Origin of the sequence: Hyalangium minutum, from assembly GCF_000737315.1 — a bacterium.
In the GTDB taxonomy this organism is placed as follows: Bacteria; Myxococcota; Myxococcia; order Myxococcales; family Myxococcaceae; genus Hyalangium; species Hyalangium minutum.
In genome coordinates, this window is record NZ_JMCB01000018.1 from 64,159 (window position 1) to 89,107 (window position 24,949).

The window sequence follows — 24,949 nt, forward strand, 5'->3', positions numbered from 1 at the left end:
CGGTCTAGTAGTCCAAGGCGAGCCCGAACATCCAGTGCCGGCTGGAGAGAACCAACCCTGGGCCGCCGAAGTTGTTCACTTCAGCGTACGTCCACTCAGCGAAGAGGTAGCTGTGGTTGACGCCCAGGTCCGTGTCGAAGTCCCGCGCCAGGCGGGGCTCCAGCACGTCCAGCAGGAACGAGGCGCCCAGCGTGAGGCCATACCCCCAGCGGCCTCCCTTGGCCGTGCGGCCCTCCACCACCTGGGTGCTGTCGCCCTTGTTGCTCCACCACGGCATGTAGATGAGGCCCAGCTTGCCGTAGGGCACCAGCGGAACGCCCCAGCGGAACGCCGCGTAGTCGAACTTGTAGAGGGCGTTGAGCTTCAGCGGCAGCACCTTGAGCGCCGTCTTCTCCTCGGCCGCCTCGCCCTCCTCGGTGAGGGTGTCCGCGTACTTCTCGGCATAGCCCGCCGAGAAGCCCAGGCCCGCCGAGCCGAAGCGCTGGAAGAAGTAGCGCTGCAGCTCCACCTCGAACAGCAGCATGGACTCGCCACCGAACGTGTTCTTGTAGGGCGTGTCCTTGAGGCCCTCCTCGGTGTCGATGCGCGGCTTGTAGCCCCCGAACTTCACCTCCACGGCGCCCGTGCGCGGCGAATGGCTGGACACTGTGGGCGCGTCGGAGACTTCCAGCGCTTGACTCGGCAGCGCGCCAAGAAGCGCGAGGACGCCGAGGGCCACTGCTCGACTCATGACCGGTTTCTCCTTGAAGACAGCCAGAACCCCAGGACGGCCAGCACCCAGCCGCCCGTTAGCCCACCCGCCGCCGCCCCACAGCCTCCCATCTCCTGCCCACCCGCCTTCACGTACTGGTCGAAAAACCCTTTGGTGAAGATGGGCGTGCCCGTCGCGGGCGCGGAGGCCGCGCTCTCGTTGTCCGCCGCGTCAATCGCCGTGGCGGTCAACGTGTACGGCACATTGTTCTCCAGGTTGTCCACCCGGAACAGCGGCTGATCCACCGACTGCCGCAGCGAGCGGGCGGAGCCCGTGCCATCCGCGCGGACGATGGTGAGCTTCAGCTCGTTGGAATCCGTCGGCGTGGAGACGCGCACGGAGAGCGCCTCGTCCAGCGCGGCCACGTTGTCGATGGTGGGCGCATCCGGCGGCTTGGAGTCGTAGACGAGCTCGAAGTCGTCCTTCTGGACGGTGGTCGAGTCACACGCGCTGATGGCACCCGTGCCGGACTTGTAGGCCGCGCACACCCGGTACGCATCCTCGCGGCCCGCCGCGCCACAGGCCAGCTCAGTCGTCCAGCCGGGCAGCTGATTGACCTGGAAGGTCACCGTGGAGGTGCGCTGGGTGGGCAAGTCATTCTTGTTGATCGTCCCCAGGTCCTTGTAGGTGCCGGTCGGCTCGTCCCCACAGGAGGTTCCGGAGACGAGCCAGAGCCGCAGGTCCGTACACGCGACGGTCGTCCCGTTGTACGTCCAGGTGACGACCTGGGAGTCTCCGCAGGAGTTCATCCCCACGCGGATGGAGGTCTTATTGGGAACCGACAGCACGATGGGCTGAGCCAAAGCCGCGCTGGCGGTACAGAGGGTCAGGGCAATCAGCAGGGAACGCATGGACGGTGGTGAACCTAGCAAGTGGGGGGCCAGCTGAAACGGGGGGGTGCCCCCTTCATTCCCCCCGCGTACAGCCCTCGATTCCCGCCAAATGGGCAGGCCCGGCCCCGAGGGCTTGCCAAATTGTCACGCGGAGCGCTGCAGCAGCCGCATTCCGGCCTCCACGAGGTTGAGCGCGCCGCCTCGGCCGGCGTTGTCCACCACGGCGAAGAGGGTGAGCCACTCGGGGGCCTGGGGAAAGGTGCGCAGGCGGCCGACGTGGATGGCTGGGTCCGAGGCCACCAGCATGGGCATGGGGTAGACCTTCTCGGCCGGGGCATCCAGCACCTTGAGGGCGGGCGACGTCTTCAGCGCAGCGCGGTATTGCTCCACCGGCGCGGGCGTCTTGAGCTGCACGTGGACGCTCAGCCCGTGGCCATAGAAGGTGGGCACCTGCACGGCGGTGCCGGCGATGACGGGCGTCTCCCCCCGGGCGCCGAACAGCCGCGCCGCCTCGAGCGTCCAGCCGGCCTCCTCCTCCGTCCAGGGCGAGTTGGCCATGAACGGGCCCACCTGGGGCACCAGGTTGAAGCCGATGCGCTGCGGAAAGGCATGGGGCTCGGGCTCCCGGCCCGAGAGCAGGCCGGCGGTCTGCTTCTCCAGCTCCGAGACCCCGATCACCCCCGCCGAGGACGCGCTCACCATCGCTGTGACTTGTGCGCGCACCACGCCGAAGGCCTTCTGCAGCGGGGCGATGAGGGACACCAAGGCGGTGGACACCGCGGAGGGCACGCTGACGATGCGGCCTTTGAGGGGGGCGCCGAGCAGCTCAGGGTTGAAGCTCGGGAGCACCAGCGGCACGTTGCCGTCGCCTCGGAAGGCGGAGCTGGCGTCCACCACCCAGGCGCCCGCGGCCTGAGCGGCCGGGGCCAACGTGCGAGAAGCGGCCGCCGGAGTGGCCAGCAGCGCCAGGTTCACGCCCCGGAAGGAGTCGGGGGTGACCTTCTCCACCGCCAGCGTGTCCTCGCCGTAGTCCAGCTCCACCGCCTCGGAGCGCTCGGAGGCCAGCAATGTGAGCTGCTCGGAGGTGACGCCCTGATCCAAGAGCGCGGAGAGCACCTCGCGGCCCACCACCCCCGTGGCCCCCACCACGGCGATCCGTACGTTCTCGTTCATGGCGCGTCCCTTTACGCCAGCCGGGCCTCCTACGCGAGCCTCTTGGGGCCTCTGTGTGTGGTAAATAAACGGGCTTCGCGCCCGTCTACGGTCGCCAGACCCCCATCCCACCGACTGCTCGCATGCGCTCTCCGCTCCAGGTCTCGAGTCTCTCCTCACTCTTCGCCCTGCTGGTCCTCAGCGGCTGCAACTCCGCCTACCGCGCGGCCATGTCCCGCGCCGAGGAGGCGGCCCAGCGCGGCGACTTCATGACCGCAGCCCATGGCTACCGCGACGCCTGTGCCGCCTCTCCCGACGATGAGAAGGCTTGCTCCCGCGCCCCCATCTTCGCGCAGAAGGCCACGGATCAGGCCATCGCCACTGCCCGCCCCGCTTGCGACGCGGGCGATCTGGATCAGTGCCTCCCGCCCCTCCTGGCGGGCTGGGATCTGATCCCCAACCACCCCGAGCTCACCTCGCTGTTCGATCGCGCTGGCCAGGTCCACACCGAGCGCTGCTCTCAGTGGAAGCACGAGGGCGCCGTGGCCCAGGCCACCGCCGGGCTCGCGTGCCTCCAGACCCGCGCCACGCAGATCCCCGTTCAGAGCTACCAGTCGCAGCTCTCCGGCCGCGCGAACCAGCTCTCCCAGCGCTTCGCAGGGCTGGCCGCCGCGCTGTCCGGAGCGAGCACCGCAGGCGCCGCCAACGTGCTCTGGTCCGCGGCGCAGTGCCTCGCGCCGGAGACGAATGTGGCCGGACAGGCCGACTCGGCTCGCCAGAGCTTCCTGGCCCAGAGCGCCATCCCCGTGGCCATCCGCGTCGAAGGGAAGATCCCCAATCCGATCGCCAGCAACCTCAACGCCTGCCAGAGCCTGGCCGGGAACCTGGCCCCCGCAGCGCGGTGCGCCGTGGGCAACCCGCTGCCGGGCCAGCCGGAGCCGCTGGAGATCCGCGTCAACGCGCTCATCTCGCACCCTCGGGAGGATGTCGTCGAGGAGGTGCGCAGCCTGCGCTACCTCGCCAGCACGCGGCAGGTCCCCAACCCCCAGTTCAGGGATGCCCGGGAGCGCCTGAAGAAGGCCGAGTATGAGCTGCAGGTCACCGAGTCCGCGAAGAACTCCAAGGACCAGGCCTGCGCGCAGTCCCGGCGCAACCCCAGTTCCTCTGGCGGCACCCAGGGTGGCAAGTCGCCCTGCGACGAGGCCTCGGAGTTCGCCCAGACGCTGGAGGCCCGCGTCAATGAGCGCAACGAGGCGCGCAACTTCTTGAGCAACACCCCCGAGCTGATCACCGAGGAGGTGTGGGACAACTTCATGTACCCCGTGCGGACGCACCGCTGGGCCTCCAACTACCGCTTCACGCTCCAGTCGAGCAGCCCTGGCTCGGCTCCTACCCCGCAGCAGGACGGAGCGGTGCAGTTCGAGGACCAGGAGCACGTGGGCTTCCCCCCCGGTGGGCTCCAGGCCGATCCGCTGGACGTGCCTCCCGCCCGGGCCTACGCGGACGGCTTCGTGCAGCAGCTGGCGCCCGCCGTGTTCTCGGAGGTGCAGCGCGAGAGCATCGCCCGCGGCAACACGCGCCGGGCCCAGTGCAACGCCCTGCCGCAGAACTGGGACGCCACCTGGGTGCAGTGCTGGGCCGAGGCCTCGCTCTGGGGGACCGGGAAGGAGCCCCAGGTGCCCGAGTTCCTCAACATCCTCGCCTCCAGTGCGGGGGCGACGGCTCAGCCGCAGTGCCGCTGAGCGTGGTGTATGCATGGCGAAATGCGCAACGCCATCCATTCACCGCCCTCTCGACACTACGGGAGGGCGGTGCTCGGGTGCGCGCTCACCCTCGCTTGCGCCGCCACGCCCGTAGCGGATCCTGACATCGCCCGCCCTCGGCCAGGGGAGCCACCTCTGGAGCGGCTACCTGGGCCGCTCCTTGTGTTCAGCTCTTATCCGAGCGCCCTACTCGGGGCCTGCCAGAAGATCCTCTCGAAGCCAGGCGCCTCCGCGGGTCCACGGGGGCAGCCCGGGTTCGACGTACGCTGGCGCGTGGGCACCGAGTATTGCGCATGGATCTACTACACCCCTGACGGGAAGTACGTCCTCAGCAAGCTGACGGATCAGACCCAGGTCCGTCTTGCGGAACAAGGCAAGCGCTGTCTCCTGCCGTCACACGTCGATGATCCACGGTTTCCGCCCGACAGCATCCAGTACGTCTTCGCGCTGCACAATCACCTGTACGACGACCTCTTGTCGAAGGACGACCTGTCCTTCATCTTGAACCAAGGGTTCGCGCATGGCTTTACACACGAGACGCAGGACGGAAGCATCCGCCTTTCCGCCGTTGCGTTCTTCTCGAACGCCCCCGATGCTCCTCAATGCGATGGCTTCTACCAGTACATTCCCCTCACCGGTCAGATCCTGAAATGGACGCGCACCCCTCGGTGGGAGTGCAAGCAAACCCACTGGGTCGAGTGGAATGAGGGGCTGGAGATAGCAAGCGTCCGCGAGACAAGCGCCCCCTGCTTCGAGGACACCTCGCCGTGAAACATCTCCTGCTCCTGAGCCCCTTGCTTCTCTCGTCCTGCCTGCGGGGAGCCCCTGTGTCTTCTGCCGCTCCGGCGGACGAAGTCCCATCCATCAAGGTCCCGCAGCTACTCGGAGTCAAAGCCACACCCGTGGGTGTGCAAGACACCCTCTATCGGCTGGATGGGACCACCGTCCGCGCCCTGGCCATCGCCACCCAAGACTTCTTCTCCTCGAGCGGCCAGGGGAAGGAATGCTGGCAGAACGCTGGCGGACATCGCTACGAGCTGTTTCAGCAAGAAGGGATCACGTTCGTCCACATCTCTGCGGATCTCGTCAACTGTTGGCAAGAATTCGCCCCCATGGACTACGGCGTCACGTATGCCATCAGCGCGGAGGGCCGGATCCTGCGGCGCATCTCTTCGGGCGAGCCCGATGACCCTTATCGATTGCCCGTCCTGGATTCAGGTGGGGCGACAGTTCCCCAAGACAAGGACTTGTCCGGAATGTTGGGGTCTACCTCGGGCAGTTCCCACATCGCCATCCCGCTGAGCTGGCTCGACGGGGGCTCTCCGCCCCCCCGCGGCGCCTTCGTGCCGTCCTCATCCATTCCCGATGGTGGGCCACGGCCTGATGGCGGCCTCCCGAGCGAAGCGGGCTCGTCACCCCTCATTCCGTGAACCCATCCGTCTCACCGCCTCCCGCGCTCAGTCCTCTTTGAGGCGCGCGGTGGGCGCGGGCCCGGGCAGCGGAGGAAACTTCGGATTCCGCTCGGGCTCGGAGGCGCGGACGTAGTGCGGCTCCAGGGAGAATACGGCCTCCTGAGGCTGTGTCTCCGGGAAGCGCACCAGCCGCGCTAACTCCACTGCGGACGGGAACACCGGCCCCGTCAGCAACCGCTCGGGCGCCACGCCCGCCTTCTCCAGGGCCGCGCGGTAATCGCCGAGCGCGGGCCCCAGCGCCAGGGCGTGAGGCTCGGCCGCCATCTTCGCTGCCACTTCCTCGGGGGACATCGCCGTCTCGGGCTCCAGCGACTCCACGCTCCGCCCCGTCCGCCGGTACGCGCCCAGGTACAGATCGTCCTTGCGCGCCACCGCGAGGCAGAAGAGTGGCGAACCCTCAGGTCCCTCCAGCGCCACCGCGGCCAGCGAGGACGCCCCCGCCACCTTCAGCCGCGACGCATAGGCCAGCGCCTTCACCGAGGCCAGGCCGATGCGCAGGCCCGTGAAGGAACCCGGGCCCAGGCCCACGGCCAGCCCCTCCAGGTCCGCCAGCTTCACCCCGTGCCGCGCCAGCAGCTCACCGATGACACCGGGAAGGATCTCGCTCTGCTTCTGGGGCGGCCCCGCCACCACGTGCTCGAGCACGCGCAGGTCCTCGCCCACGCGCTCCACCAGAGCGAGGGACAGCGTCAGCGTCGAGGTATCGAGCGAGAGGAACACAGCCCTCCTCTACCCCGGCTGCGCCTGGAGCGGGATGGAAAAGGCGGAGACAGGCCCCTCGTCCTTGCAGCGGTAGACGCGCACCCGCGCCAGCCCCTTCTGCACCATCTCCAGCTTCTTGGCCGCGCCCAGAGACACGTCGATGATGCGCTCGTCCTTGAAGGGCCCTCGGTCGTTGACGCGCACCTCCACGGACTTGCCGTTCTCCATGTTCACCACCCGCACGCAGCTGCCGAAGCGCAGCGTGCGGTGGGCCGCCGTCAGGCCGTTCTGGTCGAAGCGCTCCCCGCTCGCCGTCTTCCGGCCGTGCAGACCCGGGCCGTAGTACGAGGCCAGCCCCTCGCCCAGATACGTGCGCGAGCCCTTGTCCGGGGTCTCCTCCGGCGCACCGGGACGGGTCTTTCCCGCACTACCGGGGGCTGGGCGATCGCTCGCATCCGGCCGGGCCGCACGCGTCGCGCAGCCCGCCAACAGCCCTGCTCCCAACGCCACCGCGAGCAGCCGCACCAACGCCCCGCTCACCGGGTGATGTCGTTGAAGAACGCCACCAGCATCAGGGCCACCAGCATCGCCAGACCGATGACGTTGGCCACCTCGCGCACGCGAACCGGAATCGGCCGGCGGCGCACGCTCTCCCAGCCCGCGGCCACCAGGTGGAAGCCGTCGAGGATGGGGATGGGCAGCAGGTTCATCACGCCCAGGTTGATGGAGATGATGGCCATGAGCTGCAGGAACGAGTCCCAGCCCTGCTGCGACGTCTTCGCCGCCATCTGGTACATCATCACCGGCCCGCCCACGGAGCTCAGCGGCACGTCACGGGTGATGAGCCCGGCCACGGCCTTCACCGTCTGCTTGGTGATGGCCGGCACCACGCGCACGGCCTTCCCAATCGCCTCGCCCGGCGAGTAGTCCAGCTGGATCATCTCCGGAGGCGCCGCCGCGTTCCACTGCACGACGCCCACGCCCAGGTACGTGTGGGTGTTGCCCAGCGCGTCCGTGCTCTTCAGGGTGGAGCGCGCCAGCTGGGTGGTGTGCTCACCATCAGCCCCCCGCCACGTCAGCTGGAAGGGCTTCTCCTCCATCCCACCGAGCTTCACCTGGAAGAGGTGGAAGGACTGGAGCGGATCGCCATTGAGGGCCACGAGCCGGTCGCCGGACTTCAGGCCCGCCTTCTGCGCCGGGCTGTCCTGCGCCACCGACGCGATGTAGAGGTCCACCGGCTCCGCGCCCAGGGCCGCGAACCCCTCCCCCGGCTGCTTGTTCACCTGGAGCTTCACCTGCTCGGGAGCGCGGACGGTGATGGCGCCCACATCCAGCACCGGCGAGCGCAGCACCACCAGCTCCAACGGGCCCTGCTGCTTGTCCATGACCTGGTACAGCGTGGCCACGTCCGGCACGTACGTCCCGTTGATGGTGAGGATCCGATCGAAGGTCTTCAGCCCCGCCTGCTCCGCCGGCGAGCTGGGCGGGACACCCAGGGTGGGCAGCTGCGAGTACGGCTCCGCGCCCAGCACGCCCCGCTCCACCGTCTCCACGGGCGAGGACTCCACCTTCTTGAGCGGCGTCACCTCCACAATCATCTGCTTGCCATCGCGCTCGACGGTGAGCGGCACCGGGCGCTCGAAGCGGCCGATGAAGGCCTCATCCACTTCCTTGTCCGTGCGGACCTTCTCGCCATCCACCGCGAGGATCCGGTCTCCGGGGCGAACCCCCGCGACCGCCGCCGCCGAGCCGGGCGCCACGTAGCCCACCCGGGAGGACACGTCCTCGTACGGCCCGAGGAACACGAAGAAGTAGACCAGGACGGGGAACGCCAGGTTGAACGCCGGTCCGGCGAGCACGATCAGCATGCGCTTCCACGGCGGCTGCGCCAGGAAGCCCCGGTGGGCGTCCTCGGGCGCCAGCTCCTCGCCCGGCACATCCCCCGCCATCTTCACGAAGCCGCCCAGGGGCAGCAGCGCGAGCTGGTATTCCGTGTCTCCCTTGGTGAAGCCCAACAGCTTGGGCCCGAACCCAATGGAGAACTTGAGCACCTTCACCCCGCAGGCCTTCGCCACGAGGAAATGGCCCAGCTCGTGCACCGTCACCAGCACCCCGAGCAGGAGCGCGAAGAACCCGAGACTCTGCATAGCGGCAAGACTAATCGTGCCTTGGCGCTAGGACAACGCACATCCGTTTACACTGCTCGGTCAAGCACACGGGCGCTACGACAGCCAGCCCCGCACGAACTGCAGGTAGATGAACACCAGCGGGGCGTTGAACAGCAGCGCGTCGATGCGATCCAGGATGCCGCCGTGCCCGGGGATGAGCTTGCCCGAGTCCTTCACCCCGTAGGCCCGCTTGAGCATGGACTCGCACAAGTCCCCGATAGGACCGGCGATTCCGCCCAGCACGCCCAGCACCAGACAGTCCACGCCGGTGAACTCGGGGAAGAAGCCCGCCCGGGCGATGAACATGCCGCCCACCGAGCCCACCATGCCCCCGAAGAAGCCCTCCCACGTCTTGTTCGGGCTCACCTCCACATACAGCTTGTGGCGGCCCAGGAACCGGCCGGCGAAGTAGGCGGCGGTGTCATTGGCCCAGGTGATGACGAGCGCACAGATGACCCAGGCGTTGCCCCCTTCCCGCATGCGCAGGGCGGACAGCGCCGTGAGCCCCACCGCTCCATAGAGGTACCCGGTGATCAGGTGGGCGGCGCGCAGGGGCGCCTCGGGCAGGGGGCCGCGGATGAGGTGGTACGTCCACGCGAAGAAGAACAGGCCCGCAGTGACCCAGAAGCCCACCTCGCCCACGTGCTCCGGGCTGCGCAGCGGCAAGAAGGGCAACAGCCCCGCCAGCACGATGCCCACCCACGTGGCCGGGTACAGCTGCTTCAGGGTGATGGTGTAGTACTCGCTGGCACAGGCGGCCGCCGCCACGCCAAAGAGCACGGCGCTCCAGATCCCTCCCTTCCACAACAGGAAGAGGACCACCGGCAGCAACACCACCGCCGAGACAATTCGAAGGACGAGGTTCTTGTTCTTCTCGTTCACGCCTTGGCCCGCTGGGTTTCCTCACGCTGGAGCTGCGCGGAAGTCAGCCCGAAGCGCCGCTCCCGCTGCTGGTAGTGTGAGAGGCTGCGCAGGAACGCCTCTGTCCGGAAGTCCGGCCACAGCACATCCGCGAAGTACAGTTCAGCGTACGCCATCTGCCACAGCAGGAAGTTGGACACTCGGAACTCCCCACTGGTGCGTACCATGAGATCCAGCGGCGGCAGCCCCTGCGTCCACAGGTGGGACTCGATGTCCTTCTCGCCAATGCGCGCCGGATCCAGCGTGCCCGCCGCCACCGCCTGCGCAATCTCCCGGGCCGCGTGGATCAGCTCCTCGCGGCCGCCGTACGACAGCGCCAGCGTGAGCACCATGCCCGTGTTGTGGGCCGAGTCCGCCCGGAGCTTGTCCAGCGGCTCGCGCACGTAGCGCGGCAGCTTGTCCACCTCGCCAATCGCGTGCAGGCGGATGCCGTTGTCGAGGATCTCCGAGCGCTCGGTCTGCAGGAACTCGCGCAAGAGCTCCATCAGCCCGGCCACCTCGTCCGCAGGGCGAGCCCAGTTCTGAGAGGAAAATGCGTACAAGGTGAGCGCGGAGACGCCCACGCGGCGGGCGACGCGTGTCACCTCGCGGACGCTGGTGGACCCCTCACGGTGGCCCTCCAGGCGGGCCAGGCCGCGGATCTCCGCCCAACGGCCATTGCCGTCCATGATGATGCCCACATGACGGGGCAAGGGGCGGGCCTTGACCTGTTGTTCGAGCGCGATGAGGGCAGAGGGGCGTTCCATGGGTCGATGCACCTTAAAGGCCCGGCAGGGCGCCGTCCACGACGGTGTAGCCCAGCGGTCGCCGCAGGGCCCCGACCGGTCGCCCGGTGGGGGTGGGCGGCGCACATCCGCGAGGTGCCCGTAAGGACAGGGTTTCCACGGGACGTGAGCGGGCCTCCGAGCTTGTTTGACCATGGAGCGACCTGCTCCGTAGGATCAGAGCCGCTCATGCCCCCCAAGTTGATTGGTCCCTACCGCGTGATGGAGACGCTCGGTAGCGGAGGTGTAGGGACCGTGTACCGGGCCCTGGACCGCCGCACGAGCGATCCTGTGGCGCTCAAGCTGCTCTCGGCCGGTCCAGCCCTGGACACGCGCGCGGCGCGCCGGCTGGCCCGCGAGTACGAGACACTGGCGGACCTGTCCCACCCCAACGTGGTGCGGGTGTTCGACGTGGGTGTCTTCCAGGGCTACCCCTACCTGGTGATGGAGCTGATTGAAGGGCTGACGCTGCGCAACTACTTGAATCTCCGAGGCGCGGACCTGCTGTCACCCTCGGGCTCCTTCTCCACGCCGCGCTCGCGCTCCCTGCCGGACGACTTCGACTCGTGGAGCGATGAGGACGAGGCCGCCTCCCACGCGGACGATGACGACGAGGAGAGCGGCCCCTCCCCCTTCAACCTGTCGGCCTTCTCCGAGGAGGAGCCCAGCGAGGACATGAGCCTCCACGCGGGTGCTGAATCGGTCCGGGCCCTGGCGGACGCGGCGGATGAGCCGGACACGGGGGAGCTCGAAGCCTTCGAGGAGCCGCTCGAGGTGCCAGATCCGAAGGTCCAGCTCGTCGAGCGCCGCATCCAGGAGGCCCGCACCGAGGATCTCAACCGCCCCGAGCGCATGGGCAAGCTGAAGGACGCGATGCTTCAGGTCTGTGAGGCGTTGGCCTACATCCACGGGCACGGGCTGATGCACCGGGACTTGAAGCCCTCGAACATCATGGTGGACGAGGACCGGCAGGTGCGGCTGATGGACTTCGGGCTGGCGAAGTTCCTCGCGGACGACGCGGGCCTGACGGCGGACGGGCGCATGGTGGGCACGTTCCGGTACATGGCCCCGGAGCAGATCCTCGGCGAGCCGCTGGACGCCCGGGCGGATCTGTACAGCCTCGGGGTCATCCTCTACGAGCTGATGACGGGTCGGACTCCTTTCGACGCGAAGACTCCGAGCGCCCTCTGGCAGCAGGTGCTAGAGGTGGAGCCGGCCCCCATCCTGGGCATCAACCTGAAAGGCGATCCTCAGCTGGCGCGCGTGGCCCACAAGCTGCTGCGCAAGGAGCCGGATGACCGGTTCCAGACGGCCGAGGAAGTGTACGAGGCATTGGCCGAGTGAGCTCCGAGAAGATGCATACGCTGACAGTGGACGCCTCGAAGGCGGGCCAACGGGTGGATCTCTTCGTGGGCGAGGCCCTGGGCCTGTCGCGGGCGAAGCTCAAGCGGCTCTTCGAGGAGGGCGCCATCAAGGTGGGCGGGCGCCCCGCGAAGAAGGGCCTGCTGGTGGCCGCTGGGCAGACCATCACCGTGAAGTGGGAGGAGGAGACGCGCGAGGCGGTGCCGGACGCGGACTTCCCGCTCGTGGTGCTGCACGAGGACGCAGCGGTGGTGGCGGTGGACAAGCCGGCGGGGCGGCCCTCGCATCCGCTGCGGCCGGGAGAGACGGGCACGGTGGCCAATGCGCTCGTGTCTCGCTACCCCGAGTGCGCGCAGGCCTCCGAGGACTCGCGCGAGGGCGGCCTGTGCCACCGGCTGGACATCGAGACCTCGGGCGTGCTGCTCGCGGCGCGGACTCGGGAGGCGTGGCACACGCTGCGCGCGGCCTTCGGCGGCCGGAGCGTGGACAAGCGCTACCTGGCGCTGGTGACGGGCCCCCTGTCCGACGAGGGAGAGATCGATCTGCCCCTGCGCCACCACCCGCGCCACCCGGATCGCGTGGAGCCCGCGGTGGATGGGACGGAAGGGGCGCGCGAGGCGCATTCGCTCTTCCGGGTGCTGGCGCGCTCGGGCGAGTACAGCCTCGTGGAGGTGCGGATCCTCACCGGCGTGCTGCACCAGGTGCGCGCGCATATGGCGGGCGTGGGCGCGCCGCTCGTGGGCGACACGCTCTACGGCGGGCGCGAGGAGCCGGGGCTGTCGCGCTTCTTCCTGCACGCGCGCTCGCTCGGGTTCACGCACCCGGTGACGGGCAAAGAGCTCTCCGTGGAGAGCCCCCTGCCGCCGGAGCTCATGAGCGTCCTGCAGAAGCACGGCCTGTCGCTGCCTGCGGCCCTGAACTGAGGCGCGGCCCCGGGCGGCCCTTGGGCTCACCCGCGGTGGCGCTCCGCCGCGCGGTAGAGCTGGGTGAGCGAGAAGTCCAGTAAGGACTGTTGTGAGCCCATGTACCTGTGTGCCCGGAGAAAGGGCAGCCACACGCGCGAGCCGACACGCACTTGAGACTCCTCCACCTTCTGGCGGGGAATCCAGTGGCCGCCGAGGTTTCGCACCAGCACCTCGCCCAGGTAGGCGCCGATGAGAGGCACCAGATGGGTATCCACCCGGTCTCTCTCAAACATCTCCGGAAAGCGGAAGGCCCAGAAGTGAAGATCCGCGTCGGTGAGAGACTCGGAGGTCTGCTCGAAAACGGAGGGCACGTCGGAGTGCAGAATGGCCACCAGGGACTCGGCCATGAGCGAAGAGTGCTCCAGGGCCTTCTTCATGTCCGGCACGTCTGAGGGCAAGGCCTCGTTGGCGGGCAACCACTCCTCGGGTTCAGGGAACGGGTGAGCATTGAACTCGGCGATCCTGCGCTGTCGCTCGCCAATGAACGTGCGGTCCAACAGCCGAAAGAGCAGGGGCGCCACATCCGGGGGGAAGTGGGGCTCCACGGGGGTAAGGGCGGCGTTGCGCTCGTGGAGGGAGCGCAGCACGGTGTCGAAGTCCAGTTCCGGGCGCAAATGGACGAAGGCGTGGGCCTGAGCCAAGCGTGCCTCGGGGCGGGCGAAGGCGGCGGCGATGGGCCAGGTGACGAGCAGCACACAGCCGTTAGGCAACTCCTCTAGCCGATGGGCGGGAGTGGACAGGAGGCGCTCGCGGCCCACCAGGCTCACCAACTGGGGGCCGAAGACGTTGAGCCAGAACACTTCGTAGAGCTGGTCGAACCCATCGCGGATGCTGGTCTGCATGTCCCGGCCAAAGCGGGGAGCGTCTGCCAGCTGACTGTCGGCATAGCTGCCTGCGCAGGCATGGGAAACGGGATAGTGGCAGGCCCAGACGCGCACCAGTTCCACCAGCTCACGGCAGCGCTCTTCTTGCGCGAAGAAGGCGAAGGGCTGCCCACGAAGAGTGATGGTCACCTTGCCGGGTGTCTCTGCCCGAAAGAGCGCGATCTCCATGGACATCGCAGGATCGGTGGGACGCTCCAGGTAAACAGTCGGAACATTCCTCTCCGACCTGTCTTGGAGTGCCGCCCAAAAGGCGTCTCGGGAGTAGGTGCGCCGCCGCTTGCCTTTGACATGGCTCGGCATCCACTGCCCCGCGTACTGCTCCAGCGCCTGGAGGAACGGCTCCAGCGCGTGCTCTACCTTCGCATTCGCGTCATACGTCCCTTCGAACTGCAGGTAGAGGGAGTCCGCCTGCCTCAAGGCTTCGACCGTCAACAGCTTCATTGAATCACCACCTCCACTCCCTTCACCTCTCTCTGAACTCTCAAGACGGCTGGGTCCAGAACGCTCGGCTCGGGGATGAGGCTGCCCCCCTGGTAGACGAGACGGATGCGCTGCACGCGCACACTGCTCTTGAGCGAGGAGCGCCGGATGTCCACTGTGCCGCCGTAATAGTCCAGCGCAGCCTGTGCATCCATCCGGAGGGGAGCTTCCAACGCTTCTCCCGCGAGATGCTGAAGGTTCCTGCTCTTGAAGCTGAAGGTCTCCACGAGGGGAACCTGGCCAGGAGGAGGCCGCTGCTCCATGACGAGCACGTCCGCGAAACGCATGCCGGGTACATTGGGTTTGGACAGGCCCACGTGCACCTCGATGCGCGGCAGGGTGAAGGCGCTCAACCACTGGCGCTGAGCGGGCGGCAGGGCCGCATCCTCGCGCAGCACGGAGATCATCAGACGCTCGAAGGCCAGCCCTCGGGCGAAATCACCGCGCAAGCGCTCATAGGCCGCCCAGCGCAAGGGGCCCTTGGCGGAGTTGCCCTCTTCCAAGAGCGCCAGACGCGTGCGCCGGTAGGCGAGATAGTCGTTCTTCCCGAGCGGCCTGCTCGTACTGTCCCTGCTCCAGCGATTGCAGCCCGTGCACGGTGCCCGCGCCCAGGAGGTAGAAGCCCAGAGGCACCCCGAACGTCAGCTGGTCAAACGCTCCCAGCGCCATCGGGCCTGGCGCGTGGTGCTCCTGTGCCAGCGCCTGCTCCAGCTGGCGCTGGGCCTGTTGGTAGGGCCATGGCATCTGCTGGGCCTGAGCGCTCATGCGCAGGTAGCGCGACCCATCACTCACCGGGGAAGTGTTGAGCGCCTCCCGGCCCGCACGTCCCAAGCCCCGCAGCACATCCCCCGCCTGCTCGCCACGCTCGGCGAAGGAAGAGAGCGGCAGCCCCCGGCGCTCCAGTTCCCGAAGTGCCACGGGCATAGTGCCCAGCGTCTGCGTCAGCTGCTTCTCTCGCGCCAGGAGGGTGAGAAGTCCTCTCAGCTCGTCATCGCACGCGGAGTGGATGATGAAGAGGGCGAACACCTGCGCATAGGCGCCATAGTCCTCGGTAGCCCTGAGCAGGAAGGAGGCGCGCTTGAGGGTCAGCACCTCGGCGGCGCGGCTGTCTCGCAACGGCCCCAGTGCCCCCAGGCGCACAGCGCTCCAGTCCCCCAGCCCCTGGAGCACCTGGGCCATGTCCACCGAGCTCTGCACCTGGAGAAAGCCTGCAGCCGAGCCACAAGCCAGCAGTGGCGCCAGCACCTCCTCGTCGCTGCCAGCCCGTGCAGGCCACCCTTGCGGCACGATGGGACAGTCCTCCGGGCGCGGCGCTTGCGCCTTCTCCAGGCGCCGAAGCTTGCGGCCCCGAGGCCTGTGCTGAAAGTCCAGGGGAGTGATGCTGGGGTTGAACAGCAGGGCGGGAGCCGTACCGTGAACCGGGACGCAGCCGCTCACCAGCAGCACCACGCTCAAGAGCAGCCGTCCCCCGCTCTGTCTCAGCTGTTGCCAGGCCAAGGCCCGCGCCGTGCTCATGGGAACCTCCTCTCTCCGAGAGGCCTTCAAAAAGGCCCCAGGGGGCTACTCGCCCATCACCTTGAGGATGACGCGCTTGCGGCGCTGGCCATCGAACTCGGCGTAGAACACCTGCTGCCAGGGCCCGAGGTCCAGCTTCCCCGCAGTGACGGGGATGATCACCTGGTGGTGGATGAGCAGGGACTTCAGGTGGGCGTCGCCGTTGTCCTCGCCCGTGCGGTGGTGCCGGTAGTCGGGCCCGTGCGGCGCGAGCTCCTGGAGCCACTCCCAGATGTCCTCGTGGAGCCCGGACTCGTCATCGTTGACGAACACACCCGCGGTGATGTGCATGGCGGACACCAGCACCATGCCCTCCTGGATGCCACTCTTGCGCACCAGGCCCGCCACAGTGTCCGTGAGCCGGACGAGCTCCCGCCGCGACTTCGTCTCGAACCAGAGGTATTCGGTGAGGGTCTTCATTCCCGTGCCCCGTCAGGAAGGTCCGCTACAGTGACGGACGTCATGCGCGCCATCATCCACGTCGACATGGACGCCTTCTACGCATCCGTCGAGCAGCGGGACAACCCGTCTCTGCGTGGCAAGCCTGTCATCGTCGGCGGGCATGCACAGCGCGGTGTGGTGGTGGCCGCCTCGTACGAGGTGCGTCCCTTCGGCGTCCGCAGCGCCATGCCCATGGCCCGCGCGGTAAAGATGGCGCCCCAGGCCATCGTCGTCCCGCCCCGGTTCTCCGCCTACTCCGAGGCCAGCGAGCAGGTGTTCGCCATCTTCGAGCGGTACACCCCGCTCATCGAGCCGCTCTCGCTGGATGAGGCCTTCCTGGATGTGACGGCCTCCGTGCGCCTGTTCGGCGCGCCCGCGGAGATCGCCCGCCGCATCCGCAAGGAGATCGCCACCGAGCTGAACCTGCCGGCCTCGGCCGGAATTGCCCCGGTGAAGTTCGTGGCGAAGATCGCCTCGGACCTGGCCAAGCCCAACGGCCAGCGCGAGATCCGCGCCGAAGAGGTGGTGCCTGTCCTCGCGAAGCTCCCGGTGTCGCGCCTGTGGGGCGTGGGCCCGAAGACCGAGGAGGTGCTCACGCGCGCCGGGCTGAAGACGATCGGCGACGTGGCGGCGCGAGACGTGGCGTGGCTGGAGAACCGCCTGGGCTCGCAGGGGCGCCACCTCTGGGAGCTGTCCCAGGGCATCGATTCCCGCGAGGTGGTGCCAGATCGCGCTGCCAAGAGCGTGGGCGCCGAGGACACCTTCGAGGAGGACCTCACGGGCCTGGATCTGCTGCGCCCGCACATCCACGCCCAGGCGCTCCGGGTGGGACGGCGGCTGCGCCGGGCCGGCGTGAAGGGCCGCGTGGTGCAGCTCAAGCTGAAGTTCTCCGACTTCAACGTCATCACCCGGCGCACCACCCTCTCCGCGCCGACCGATGATGGGCAGGCCATCTACCGCGCCGCGCTCGAGCTGCTGGAGCGCGCCCACGAGGGCAAGCCCCTTCGGCTCACGGGAGTGTCCGTGCAGTCCCTGGGCGAGCAGCAGGAGCCGCAACAGCTCGGGCTCTTCCAGGCCCCGGCGGCGCCTCCGCCTCGCAGCGCGAAGCTCAACGCTGCGTTGGACCGCATCGCCGAGCGCTTCGGAACCAAGGCCATCACCACCGCCGATCTCGCCGAGAGCGGTGGGACGGCGGACGACGAAGATCCGTGGGAGCGGCCGTGAAACTCGGCTCCCCCGCCCCTCCCCCTGGATAAGGGCGGGGGAGCCGCACAGCTCTGCTCATCCCACAAAGCGCCTCGAACCCGCCCGGTCCTTCCGACGGCTTGCCTTTCCTCCCGCAACGAGAGCGATGGCGGGAGAAAGAGCCTAGGGCTTTGCCATAAAGAGGGACCGCGTCGCACGTTGTCCCAAAAAACCGTACTGCAACCTACATTTCCTGGTTCCGGTTTTGTCCCTCCAGACGAAGAGTTCCTGAGGTTTCAAGCGGTTACGGGGGCGCAAGGCTTCAGGAGTGCGCTCGCTGCCCGTGCCTGAACTTCTCCAGACGGCGCTGCATGCGCACCGTCGTCGATGGGCCGAGGGGGCAGCGGAACCGGCCCACACTGGCACCGCGCATCCCTCCCTCCTGTGTGCCGTGAGTGACCGGCGCGCCCTTCCCTCCGGAGGATGCATGAAACGACACGAAGCGGTCATCCCGGTCCTGGCTGTGGCGCTGGGCCTCTTGGCGCCCCAGTTCAGTCGAGCAGAGGAGACCTCGGGCTCCTGTCCCGCTGACGCCGCGTTGACGGCCATCTCCACCATCCAGGGCAGCGGAGCCTCCAGTCCGCTCGCCGGGCGCACGGTCACCACCGCGGGCGTCGTCACCGGTGACTTCCAGCCTGCGGAGCTTCAGAGCGGGTTCTTCCTCCAGTCCGAGCAAGGTGATGGCAATCCCGCCACCAGCGAGGGGCTCTTCATCTACGTGCCTGGAGCCAACCCGCTGTCGCGCATCGAGGTGCGCCCGGGCGATCGCGTGCGCGTGAGCGGCACTGTCAAGGAGTACCGCACGGGCAGCGGCACACTCACGGAGCTCGATACCATCAGCGCGCTTACCGTCTGCTCGACGGGCCCGGAGCTCGCACCCGCTCTCGTGTCGCTGCCGGTGGAGGCCATCACGGATCTGGAGGCCTACGAGGGCATGCTCGTCACCTTCCCGCAGGTGCTCACCGTGACAGAGACGTACAACCTGGGCCGGTATGGAGAGCTGCTCCTGTCCAGCGGCGGGCGCCTCTTCCACCCCAACAACGGCCAGGGTGGCTCTCCCGAGGAGTACCCGCTGCGGAGCATCCTCCTCGATGACGCCAGCTCGCGGCAGAATCCGGCTCCCCTGCCCTTCCTGTCTTCGCCTGGCGTGGATGGCACTCGGCGCGTGGGGGACACCGTGAGCGGGCTGACCGGCGTGCTCTCCTTCCAATTCAGCGAGTACCGCGTCTACCCCACCGCCGAGCCCGCCTTCGTCAACGCCAACCCGCGAACGGCCGCGCCGGAGCGCATCGCGGGTGAGGTGAAGGCCGCCAGCTTCAACGTCCTCAACTACTTCACGACCCTGAACTCCCGCGGAGCCAACTCGGCGACGGAGTTCGCGCGGCAGAAGGCGAAGATCGTGGCGGCACTGAAGGCGCTCGACGCGGATGTGGTGGGCCTCATCGAGGTGGAGAACAACGGCACGGTCGCGCTCCAGGATCTGGTGGATGCGCTGAACGCCGCCTACGGAGCGCCCGTGTACGCTGCCGTGCCGGATCCCGCGACAGGTACCGGGAGTGACGCGATCAGGGTGGCCCTCATCTACAAACCGGGCTCGCTGAGCCTCACGGGCGAGTCCCTCAGCTTCCCGGATCCGATGTTCGATCGGTACCCAGTCGCGCAGACCTTCCGCAGGAACACAGGCAGCAACCAGACCAGCACAGACTTCACCGTGGTCATCAACCACTTCAAGTCCAAGGGCTCCTGTCCCTCGAGCGGGGACGTGGACCAGGGCCAGGGCTGCTGGAACCAGAAGCGCGTCGAGCAGGCGCGGAAGCTCCTTCAATTCGTCGGGGAGTTGCAGAGGCGCTCGGGCGATCAGGATGTGCTCGTGATCGGCGACTTGAACGCCTACGGCGAGGAGGATCCAGTGCAGACCCTCGTGGCGGGCGGGCTGGAGCACCTGAGCCTGCGGATCCCCGCCGCGCAACGCTACAGCTTCGTGTTCGACGGCCAGTCAGGAGAGCTCGACCACGCACTGGCCACTCCGAGCCTCGCTGCGAGGGTGCGTGGCATCACCCCGTGGCACATCAACGCGGATGAGCCGGCGGTGCTCGACTACAACACCGAGTTCAAGACGGATGACCGCTACGCGCCCACGCCGTTCCGCTCGAGCGACCACGATCCCCTGCTCATCGGAATCGACCTGGGCGCCGTGTGCCCGAGGTGAGCACTACGGGCGGACGTCGTCGAAGCTGTGGGCCACGGGGTGAGTCCCCGGATCCACTGCGGGTCCCTCGCCTCGCATGAGGCACCACGTCCGCAGTCCCGAGGCACGGGCTGCGTCCAGCTCCTCGCGCACGTCCGAGAGGAACAGGACCTCATCCGCGGGAAGCCCCAGCTCCCGGACGATGGCGGCATACGAGGGGGCTTCCTTCTTGCCGCCCACTCGGGTGTCGAAGTAGCCGCTGAACAGCGGCGTGAGATCACCAAAGGGCGTGTATCCGAAGATCAGCCGCTGCGCGTGCTCCGAACCGGACGAGTACACATAGAGACGCAGGCCCTGCAGATGCCATTCGCGCAGCCGCCGTGCCGCGTCCTCGTAGACGTGGCCCTGGAAGTCGCCTTGTCGATAGCCCTCCTCCCAGAGCAGCCCCTGCAAGCCCTTGAGGGGCGCGAGCTTCTGATCCGTCTCGATCCACTTCAGCAGGACACCCACCAGCCCCTCATCGTCCACCGTCCCGCCCGCCAGCTTGCGCGCCTCGTCGAGCAGCTGGCGCACCTCGGGACGGTGTCCCTGAGACCGCACGAAGTCCGGAAGGTGGCGCGTGGAGTACGGAAACAGCACCTCCTTCACGAACGACAGGCTCGTCGTGGTGCCCTCGATGTCCGTGATGATGGCTCGAACCATGTCGCTAGGCCGCCAGGTACGGGAAGCGCGTGGCGATGTCGTTGCCCGTGAAGTGCGCCACCCAGCCCTCCGTGTTCGTGAACAGGCGGATGGCGATGAAGTGCGGCCGGGGCCCCATGTCGAACCAGTGCGGCGTGCCGTCCGGAACGCCGATCAAGTCGCCCTTCTCGCACCGCACCGCGAACACCTTGCCCTGCCGGTGGATGTTGAAGAGCCCCTGGCCCTCCACGAAGAAGCGCACCTCGTCCTCGCTGTGCGTGTGCTCGCTGAGGAACTTGTTGCGCAGCTCCTCACTCTTCGGGTGGTCCGGCACCATCTTGATCACGTCCACCGACCGAAACCCCTTCTCCGCCATCAGCCGATCCACCGAGTCCCGATACGCCGCCAGGATGTCCGCCTCGCCCGCATCCGGCGACAGCGGCCGGTTGGCCGCCCAGCGCTCGAAGCGGATCCCCGCCGCCCCCAGCTCGCGCTGAATGGACGCGAAGTCCGTGTAGACGCTCGTCTGACTGGAATCGTGGTCCGGGTACACCTTCAGCTCGCTCATCGCGACAACCTCCTCATCTCGATCTCACAGGCCAACAGGAACTCGAAGGCCTCCACGTGCCGGCACGCCTCCTCCACGCTCCGTCCCCACGTGTACAGCCCGTGTCCCGCAATCAGGTAGCCGTGCATCTCCGGGTGCTCGGCCATGTACTCCTGCACCCGCGCCGCCAGCCGGGGCACGTCCTGGTCGTTCGGAAAGATGGGCACCTCCACCCGGGCCTCGTGGGTGCCAATGCCTCGCAGTGCCTTGAGCACCTCGTAGCCCTCGAGCACCAGCACGTCGCGGTGCAGGCGGGACAGCAGCGTGGCGTTCACCGAGTGCGTATGGAGCACGGCGCCCAGCGACTCGTCGCGCTGGTAGATCTGGAGGTGCAGCGGCAGCTCCGCCGAGGGCCGCTTGCCCTCCGAGCGCACCTGCCCCTCCACGTCCACCACCAGGAAGTCCTCGGCGGTCAGCTCGCCCTTGTGGCGGCCGGAGACCGTGATGGCCACGTGGCGCTCGTCCAGCCGGGCGGAGAAGTTGCCCGCAGTGGCTGGGACCCAGCCGCGCTCGAAAAAGAAGCGCCCGGCGCGAATCAGCTCCGCGGCCCGGGTACTGAAGGTGTCCTCAGAATGCACGGACACCACTCTATGCGGTCCCCGCGCGCTCAGCGAAGCCCCACACGGAGCCCACCGAAGGTCATCTGCTCCGCCCCCGCGCTGTCACCCGAGTGCGTCATCGGAGCCTCCGACACCCCCAGCGCCACGACGGCCCCGTCCCACGTATCCACGGTCAGCAGGTGGAAGTGCCGCGCTCCTCCTCCAAGTCCCACACTCCGCGTCCGCACAGCTCCCCCATCCCCTGGAATGAAGGCGAGCAGGGGTCCGGCACCGCGAGAGACGCTCATCCCGCCGTTCCAGCGATCCCAGTCCGCCGCCCCTGCGGCGAGCAGCCCCTCTTCCGTCCAGCGGAGCGCGGCGAAGTACTCGGCACGGCCCTCGTCGACGTAGACCTCGGATCGCAGAGCTCCCGTGGCCCGATCGAGAACCGCCACGTAGCCATCGTAAGGGAGCATGATGGGCTCGGCGCTGGGCGAGGCGGCGTAGTACTTGACCGTGCCGTCCTCCTGGAACCGGACGGCCGTGCCAGCGACGGCCACCTCCTCACCGCGGAGGGCCATGTCGAACACGACGAACTCCTCCAAGCCCTCGGGAGCCAGGACATGTGTTCCCTCGCGCGCCCCCTCGGGAGAGAACGAGGTGAACGCAAACGGCTGATACCGGTGCGGGCTGTTACGCATCCCCAGGATGCGGCACTCGGTGGACGAGAGCTCCTGGAAGGTCTGGCTCAGAGCGGTGCAGCGACCCTGGCTCAGGGCCCGCCCGACGATCACGCGCCCCTCGGGGCTGACGGCCAGCAGCGGCTGCGTGGCCGCATCGAGCCAGTGGAACTCGTCGTACTGCCAGGCCACCTGAATCAGCGAGTGCAGTCCGTCGACGACCCGCGCCCACTGCTCCGTGTAGCGGCCGCCCGACCACTGGAGCGCCATCACCCCCGAGGCGAGGGCCTGGGTGCCACTCTCATCGCCCCGATCCACATACGAGAGGAAGGCCACGGCGAGTTCCTCCCCTCGGGCCTCCAGCCGCACCCACGGCAGCCACTTGCCGACATGCGAGCCCGCGGGCACGGCCTTCATGAGGAAGGGCGAGGCAGGCAGGAGTCCTAAATCTCCCGGGGGCAGCGTCTCGGGCGCCGGAAGCCGCTGCCGCGCAAGCACCGCGCCGTCCACCGACAGGCGCACGAGCTCGAACGTGTCACGCACCTCGTCCGTGTGCTCCACGCTCAGGCTCACCTCTCCCGAGGGGTGCACGGTGAAGTCCATCAACAGCTCTTGCGGCTGTTCCGTGAACTGCCAGAGCACCTGGCCTTGCGCGGCATAGGCCACGAACCGGCGAGTCTCCACGGCGGCTGTGTCGCGAGTGATCTCGAGCGCGTACGAGCGCTCCCCCGCCATGCGCAGCTTGAGCCCGCCGTACCCCACGCGAGGCGAGCTCTGGTGGGCCACCCCGCCGCTCTCGAAGGCACGTGCCAGCGGGCCGCTGGCCACCGGGTTGGGGCGCTCCACCTCACCGCTGCAAGCGGAAGCCAGTCCGAGCACCCACACCCTCATCAGGAGCGTCCGAGGCAGCATCGGCCGCGCTCCCCGCGAAGTCTTCATCAACGCATCCCCCCTTGGGGGGCGCGAGATAACAGTCGAGGGGCCAGCCCGGCACGAAAATCACGCGCCGACCCGCTCGGTCCGCGGCTCAGTCCTCGTCCGCCGCGTCCGGCTCGTCCGGCCCATCGGTGTCGGGGCCGCTGTCGTCCTCGGCCTCCGCGCTGCTGCCCGAGGCCTCGGCCTGAGGCGAGGAAGAAGCGGCCGCCTCGCCATTCCCACCCTGGCGCCCGGATCCATTCCGGCGGCGGCGGCGGCGGCGGCGCTTGCGGCCCGGCTCTGCGCCACCCTCGGCCGAAGCCCCCTCGGGGCGCGCCGGAGGCAGCTCTCCGCCCTTCCACGCCTCGAGCGCCTCGCGGAACTCGCCCGTGGCCTCCACGGAGATCTCGAACACCGTCATCGCCTCGCCGAAGAGCGGGTGCCGACGGAACGCGCCGGTGCGGCGGCGACGCTCGCCCGTGAGCGTGCGCTGGGCCAGCAGGAGCAGCCGACACCGCTCGGCAATGCGCCGGGGCAGCCGCGCCGTCTGAACGAAGCTGGCGAGCAGATCCTCGATGGCCTGGGACACCGAGGGCCGAGCCCCAGGCTCCTGGGACTCCACCGGCGGCGGCGCCGCGCGGCTGATAGGAACCAGCAGCGTGGCCAGCAGGATCGCGTCATCCAGCGGCTCGCCCGAAGCCACTCGCCGATCCAGCGCCTCGGCGAAGGCGTAGAAGGTCTTCTCGCCCTCCTTGCCATTCTGCTTCAGGTAGGCGTCCACGGGCGGCAGGAGGATCTTCAGCGCGTCCAGCGCCGACAGCAGCTTGAGGCTCGGCGCCGCCACGCTGCCGCGGATGAGCCGGAACGTCTCCTCCAGCAACCGGGCCGGGGCGCAGCGCGGCAGATCCTCCACCGCGCCCTCCATCGCCGCGTAGGTCCGCGACTCGAGGTCGAAGCCCAGCTTGCTCGCGAAGCGCACGGCCCGGAGGATGCGCACCGGATCCTCGCGCATGCGGATCTCCGGGTCGCCGATGGTGCGGATGTACTGCTCGTCCAGGTCCCTCCGGCCCCGGACGTAGTCGATCACCCGGCCCTCGGTGACGTCATAGAACAGGCCGTTGATGGTGAAGTCGCGGCGGCGCGCATCCTGCTCGGCGGTGCCGAACACGTTGTCGTGGGTGATGAGCAGATCCTCATCCCCGTTGCCATTGCCGTTCTCTCCGCCCTCCTCCTCGCTGGGAGGGCTCTCCATCATCAGCTCGGTCGGGTTGGCGCGGAAGGTGGAGACCTCGATGATCTTCCCACCCTTGAAGTAGACGTGCGCCAGCCGGAACCGGCGGCCGATGAGGCGGCAGTTGCGGAAGGTGGCGCGCACCTCGCCCGGGTGGGCGCTGGTGGCCACGTCGAAGTCCTTGGGCTTGCGCTTCAGCAGCAAGTCTCTCACGCACCCGCCTACCAGATACGCCTGGTGGCCATGCGCGTGCAGCCGGAGGACGACCTTGAGCGCATCCGGGTCCAGCTCCCGAGGGTCGATCTCGGCGGGCTCTCCGGTGCGGGTGGTCGTTGGAGCAACAAGCTCAGGGTCAGCGGAGGCAGGCTCGGGGGCCAGGACAGGGGGTACTTCGGGCTCGGGCCGGGGCTCGGGGGGCTCGGTCGGCAGCGGCAGACCCATTGCGTCTGCCTGCAGGTCCAGCTCTGCGGTCATCGGGGATTCCTCGTGCGCCGCCGCAGGGACCGTCAGGGCCTCTGGTGAGGCCACCTCGCGCGCGTTGTCGGGCGCAGGTTCTGGAGGTCCGCCTGCAGGCGGCGTTTCAGTAGAGTCTCGCGTCATCGCGTTGACGCCCCAGCCTTGGAACTTCGGGGGGCAGCCGTCTATACCGCA

Annotated in this window: 24 protein-coding genes; 7 read left to right on the forward strand and 17 right to left on the reverse strand. The window is 68.3% G+C overall.

Annotation, left to right across the window (positions count from 1 at the left end; genetic code table 11):
* Positions 1-4 precede the first annotated feature (4 nt).
* The 3 genes from DB31_RS34830 to DB31_RS34840 form a co-directional block, all read right to left on the reverse strand.
* On the reverse strand, positions 5-730 hold the full coding sequence (locus tag DB31_RS34830) for an MXAN_2562 family outer membrane beta-barrel protein (RefSeq protein ID WP_044196157.1): 726 nt from the start codon (positions 728-730) through the stop codon (positions 5-7).
* Positions 727-1,602 (reverse strand): MXAN_2561 family MXYO-CTERM-anchored protein, encoded by an 876-nt coding sequence (locus DB31_RS34835; protein WP_044196159.1) that lies wholly within the window; start codon positions 1,600-1,602, stop codon positions 727-729. Before DB31_RS34835 ends, DB31_RS34830 begins: the two co-directional genes overlap by 4 nt.
* A 126-nt stretch (positions 1,603-1,728) precedes the next feature.
* Entirely contained in the window at positions 1,729-2,757 is a 1,029-nt protein-coding gene (locus tag DB31_RS34840; protein WP_044196162.1) for an aspartate-semialdehyde dehydrogenase, read from the reverse strand.
* A gap of 122 nt (positions 2,758-2,879) precedes the next feature.
* On the opposite strand from DB31_RS34840, the gene DB31_RS34845 reads away from it, so the two are divergent.
* From DB31_RS34845 to DB31_RS34855, 3 genes are all read left to right on the forward strand, one after another.
* The gene (locus DB31_RS34845; protein WP_044196164.1) at positions 2,880-4,478 is read left to right on the forward strand and encodes a hypothetical protein; all 1,599 of its coding nucleotides are present in this window, start codon (positions 2,880-2,882) and stop codon (positions 4,476-4,478) included.
* A 294-nt stretch (positions 4,479-4,772) separates the two neighbouring features.
* On the forward strand, positions 4,773-5,270 hold the full coding sequence (locus tag DB31_RS34850) for a hypothetical protein (protein WP_157232318.1): 498 nt from the start codon (positions 4,773-4,775) through the stop codon (positions 5,268-5,270).
* Positions 5,271-5,401: 131 nt separating this feature from the next.
* Positions 5,402-5,929 (forward strand): hypothetical protein, encoded by a 528-nt coding sequence (locus DB31_RS34855; protein ID WP_044196168.1) that lies wholly within the window; start codon positions 5,402-5,404, stop codon positions 5,927-5,929.
* 27 nt (positions 5,930-5,956) lie between these two features.
* Here the strand turns inward: DB31_RS34855 and tsaB are convergent, their stop codons facing one another.
* The 5 genes from tsaB to DB31_RS34880 form a co-directional block, all read right to left on the reverse strand.
* Positions 5,957-6,691: a tRNA (adenosine(37)-N6)-threonylcarbamoyltransferase complex dimerization subunit type 1 TsaB gene (gene tsaB / locus DB31_RS34860; RefSeq protein WP_044196170.1), complete on the reverse strand. Its 735-nt coding sequence runs from the start codon at positions 6,689-6,691 to the stop codon at positions 5,957-5,959.
* A gap of 9 nt (positions 6,692-6,700) precedes the next feature.
* Positions 6,701-7,213 (reverse strand): septal ring lytic transglycosylase RlpA family protein, encoded by a 513-nt coding sequence (locus DB31_RS34865; RefSeq protein ID WP_240487022.1) that lies wholly within the window; start codon positions 7,211-7,213, stop codon positions 6,701-6,703.
* Positions 7,210-8,820: an RIP metalloprotease RseP gene (rseP, locus tag DB31_RS34870; protein ID WP_044196172.1), complete on the reverse strand. Its 1,611-nt coding sequence runs from the start codon at positions 8,818-8,820 to the stop codon at positions 7,210-7,212. The genes DB31_RS34865 and rseP overlap by 4 nt, the downstream gene beginning before the upstream one ends.
* Positions 8,821-8,895: 75 nt before the next feature.
* Positions 8,896-9,723: a phosphatidate cytidylyltransferase gene (locus DB31_RS34875; RefSeq protein ID WP_044196175.1), complete on the reverse strand. Its 828-nt coding sequence runs from the start codon at positions 9,721-9,723 to the stop codon at positions 8,896-8,898.
* Entirely contained in the window at positions 9,720-10,508 is a 789-nt protein-coding gene (locus DB31_RS34880; protein WP_044196177.1) for an isoprenyl transferase, read from the reverse strand. The genes DB31_RS34875 and DB31_RS34880 overlap by 4 nt, the downstream gene beginning before the upstream one ends.
* Before the next feature lie 207 nt (positions 10,509-10,715).
* On the opposite strand from DB31_RS34880, the gene DB31_RS34885 reads away from it, so the two are divergent.
* Both DB31_RS34885 and DB31_RS34890 read left to right on the forward strand, forming a co-directional pair.
* Positions 10,716-11,870 (forward strand): serine/threonine-protein kinase, encoded by a 1,155-nt coding sequence (locus DB31_RS34885; protein ID WP_044196178.1) that lies wholly within the window; start codon positions 10,716-10,718, stop codon positions 11,868-11,870.
* A gap of 11 nt (positions 11,871-11,881) precedes the next feature.
* On the forward strand, positions 11,882-12,811 hold the full coding sequence (locus tag DB31_RS34890) for an RluA family pseudouridine synthase (protein WP_420806736.1): 930 nt from the start codon (positions 11,882-11,884) through the stop codon (positions 12,809-12,811).
* 26 nt (positions 12,812-12,837) lie between these two features.
* Here DB31_RS34890 and DB31_RS34895 read toward each other — a convergent pair whose 3' ends face one another.
* The 4 genes from DB31_RS34895 to DB31_RS34905 are packed head-to-tail and all read right to left on the reverse strand — an operon-like array spanning position 12,838 to position 16,191.
* Entirely contained in the window at positions 12,838-14,178 is a 1,341-nt protein-coding gene (locus tag DB31_RS34895; protein ID WP_044196402.1) for a hypothetical protein, read from the reverse strand.
* Positions 14,175-14,666: a hypothetical protein gene (locus DB31_RS50890; RefSeq protein ID WP_240487023.1), complete on the reverse strand. Its 492-nt coding sequence runs from the start codon at positions 14,664-14,666 to the stop codon at positions 14,175-14,177. The genes DB31_RS34895 and DB31_RS50890 overlap by 4 nt, the downstream gene beginning before the upstream one ends.
* A gap of 4 nt (positions 14,667-14,670) precedes the next feature.
* Positions 14,671-15,732 carry a hypothetical protein gene (locus tag DB31_RS50895; RefSeq protein WP_052420495.1) on the reverse strand — a complete coding sequence of 354 codons (1,062 nt, stop codon included), beginning with the start codon at positions 15,730-15,732 and terminating at the stop codon, positions 14,671-14,673.
* A gap of 45 nt (positions 15,733-15,777) precedes the next feature.
* Positions 15,778-16,191: a secondary thiamine-phosphate synthase enzyme YjbQ gene (locus tag DB31_RS34905; RefSeq protein ID WP_044196182.1), complete on the reverse strand. Its 414-nt coding sequence runs from the start codon at positions 16,189-16,191 to the stop codon at positions 15,778-15,780.
* A gap of 42 nt (positions 16,192-16,233) precedes the next feature.
* Here DB31_RS34905 and dinB point away from each other — a divergent pair, with 42 nt between their 5' ends.
* Both dinB and DB31_RS34915 read left to right on the forward strand, forming a co-directional pair.
* Positions 16,234-17,436 carry a DNA polymerase IV gene (dinB, locus tag DB31_RS34910; protein WP_044196405.1) on the forward strand — a complete coding sequence of 401 codons (1,203 nt, stop codon included), beginning with the start codon at positions 16,234-16,236 and terminating at the stop codon, positions 17,434-17,436.
* 448 nt (positions 17,437-17,884) lie between these two features.
* A complete protein-coding gene (locus tag DB31_RS34915) occupies positions 17,885-19,666 on the forward strand; it encodes an ExeM/NucH family extracellular endonuclease (protein ID WP_044196184.1) in 1,782 nt (593 codons plus the stop codon).
* Positions 19,667-19,669: 3 nt separating this feature from the next.
* On the opposite strand, the gene mtnC is transcribed toward DB31_RS34915, so the two are convergent.
* The 5 genes from mtnC to pcnB form a co-directional block, all read right to left on the reverse strand.
* Positions 19,670-20,347: an acireductone synthase gene (gene mtnC, locus DB31_RS34920; protein WP_044196186.1), complete on the reverse strand. Its 678-nt coding sequence runs from the start codon at positions 20,345-20,347 to the stop codon at positions 19,670-19,672.
* Positions 20,348-20,351: 4 nt separating this feature from the next.
* Positions 20,352-20,894: a 1,2-dihydroxy-3-keto-5-methylthiopentene dioxygenase gene (locus DB31_RS34925; protein WP_044196188.1), complete on the reverse strand. Its 543-nt coding sequence runs from the start codon at positions 20,892-20,894 to the stop codon at positions 20,352-20,354.
* Positions 20,891-21,511: a methylthioribulose 1-phosphate dehydratase gene (locus tag DB31_RS34930; RefSeq protein WP_052420508.1), complete on the reverse strand. Its 621-nt coding sequence runs from the start codon at positions 21,509-21,511 to the stop codon at positions 20,891-20,893. Before DB31_RS34930 ends, DB31_RS34925 begins: the two co-directional genes overlap by 4 nt.
* A 29-nt stretch (positions 21,512-21,540) precedes the next feature.
* Positions 21,541-23,091, reverse strand: coding sequence for a hypothetical protein (locus DB31_RS34935; protein ID WP_157232319.1), 1,551 nt, complete (start codon positions 23,089-23,091; stop codon positions 21,541-21,543).
* Positions 23,092-23,179: 88 nt separating this feature from the next.
* Entirely contained in the window at positions 23,180-24,898 is a 1,719-nt protein-coding gene (pcnB, locus tag DB31_RS34940; RefSeq protein ID WP_044196192.1) for a polynucleotide adenylyltransferase PcnB, read from the reverse strand.
* Positions 24,899-24,949: the final 51 nt, after the last annotated feature.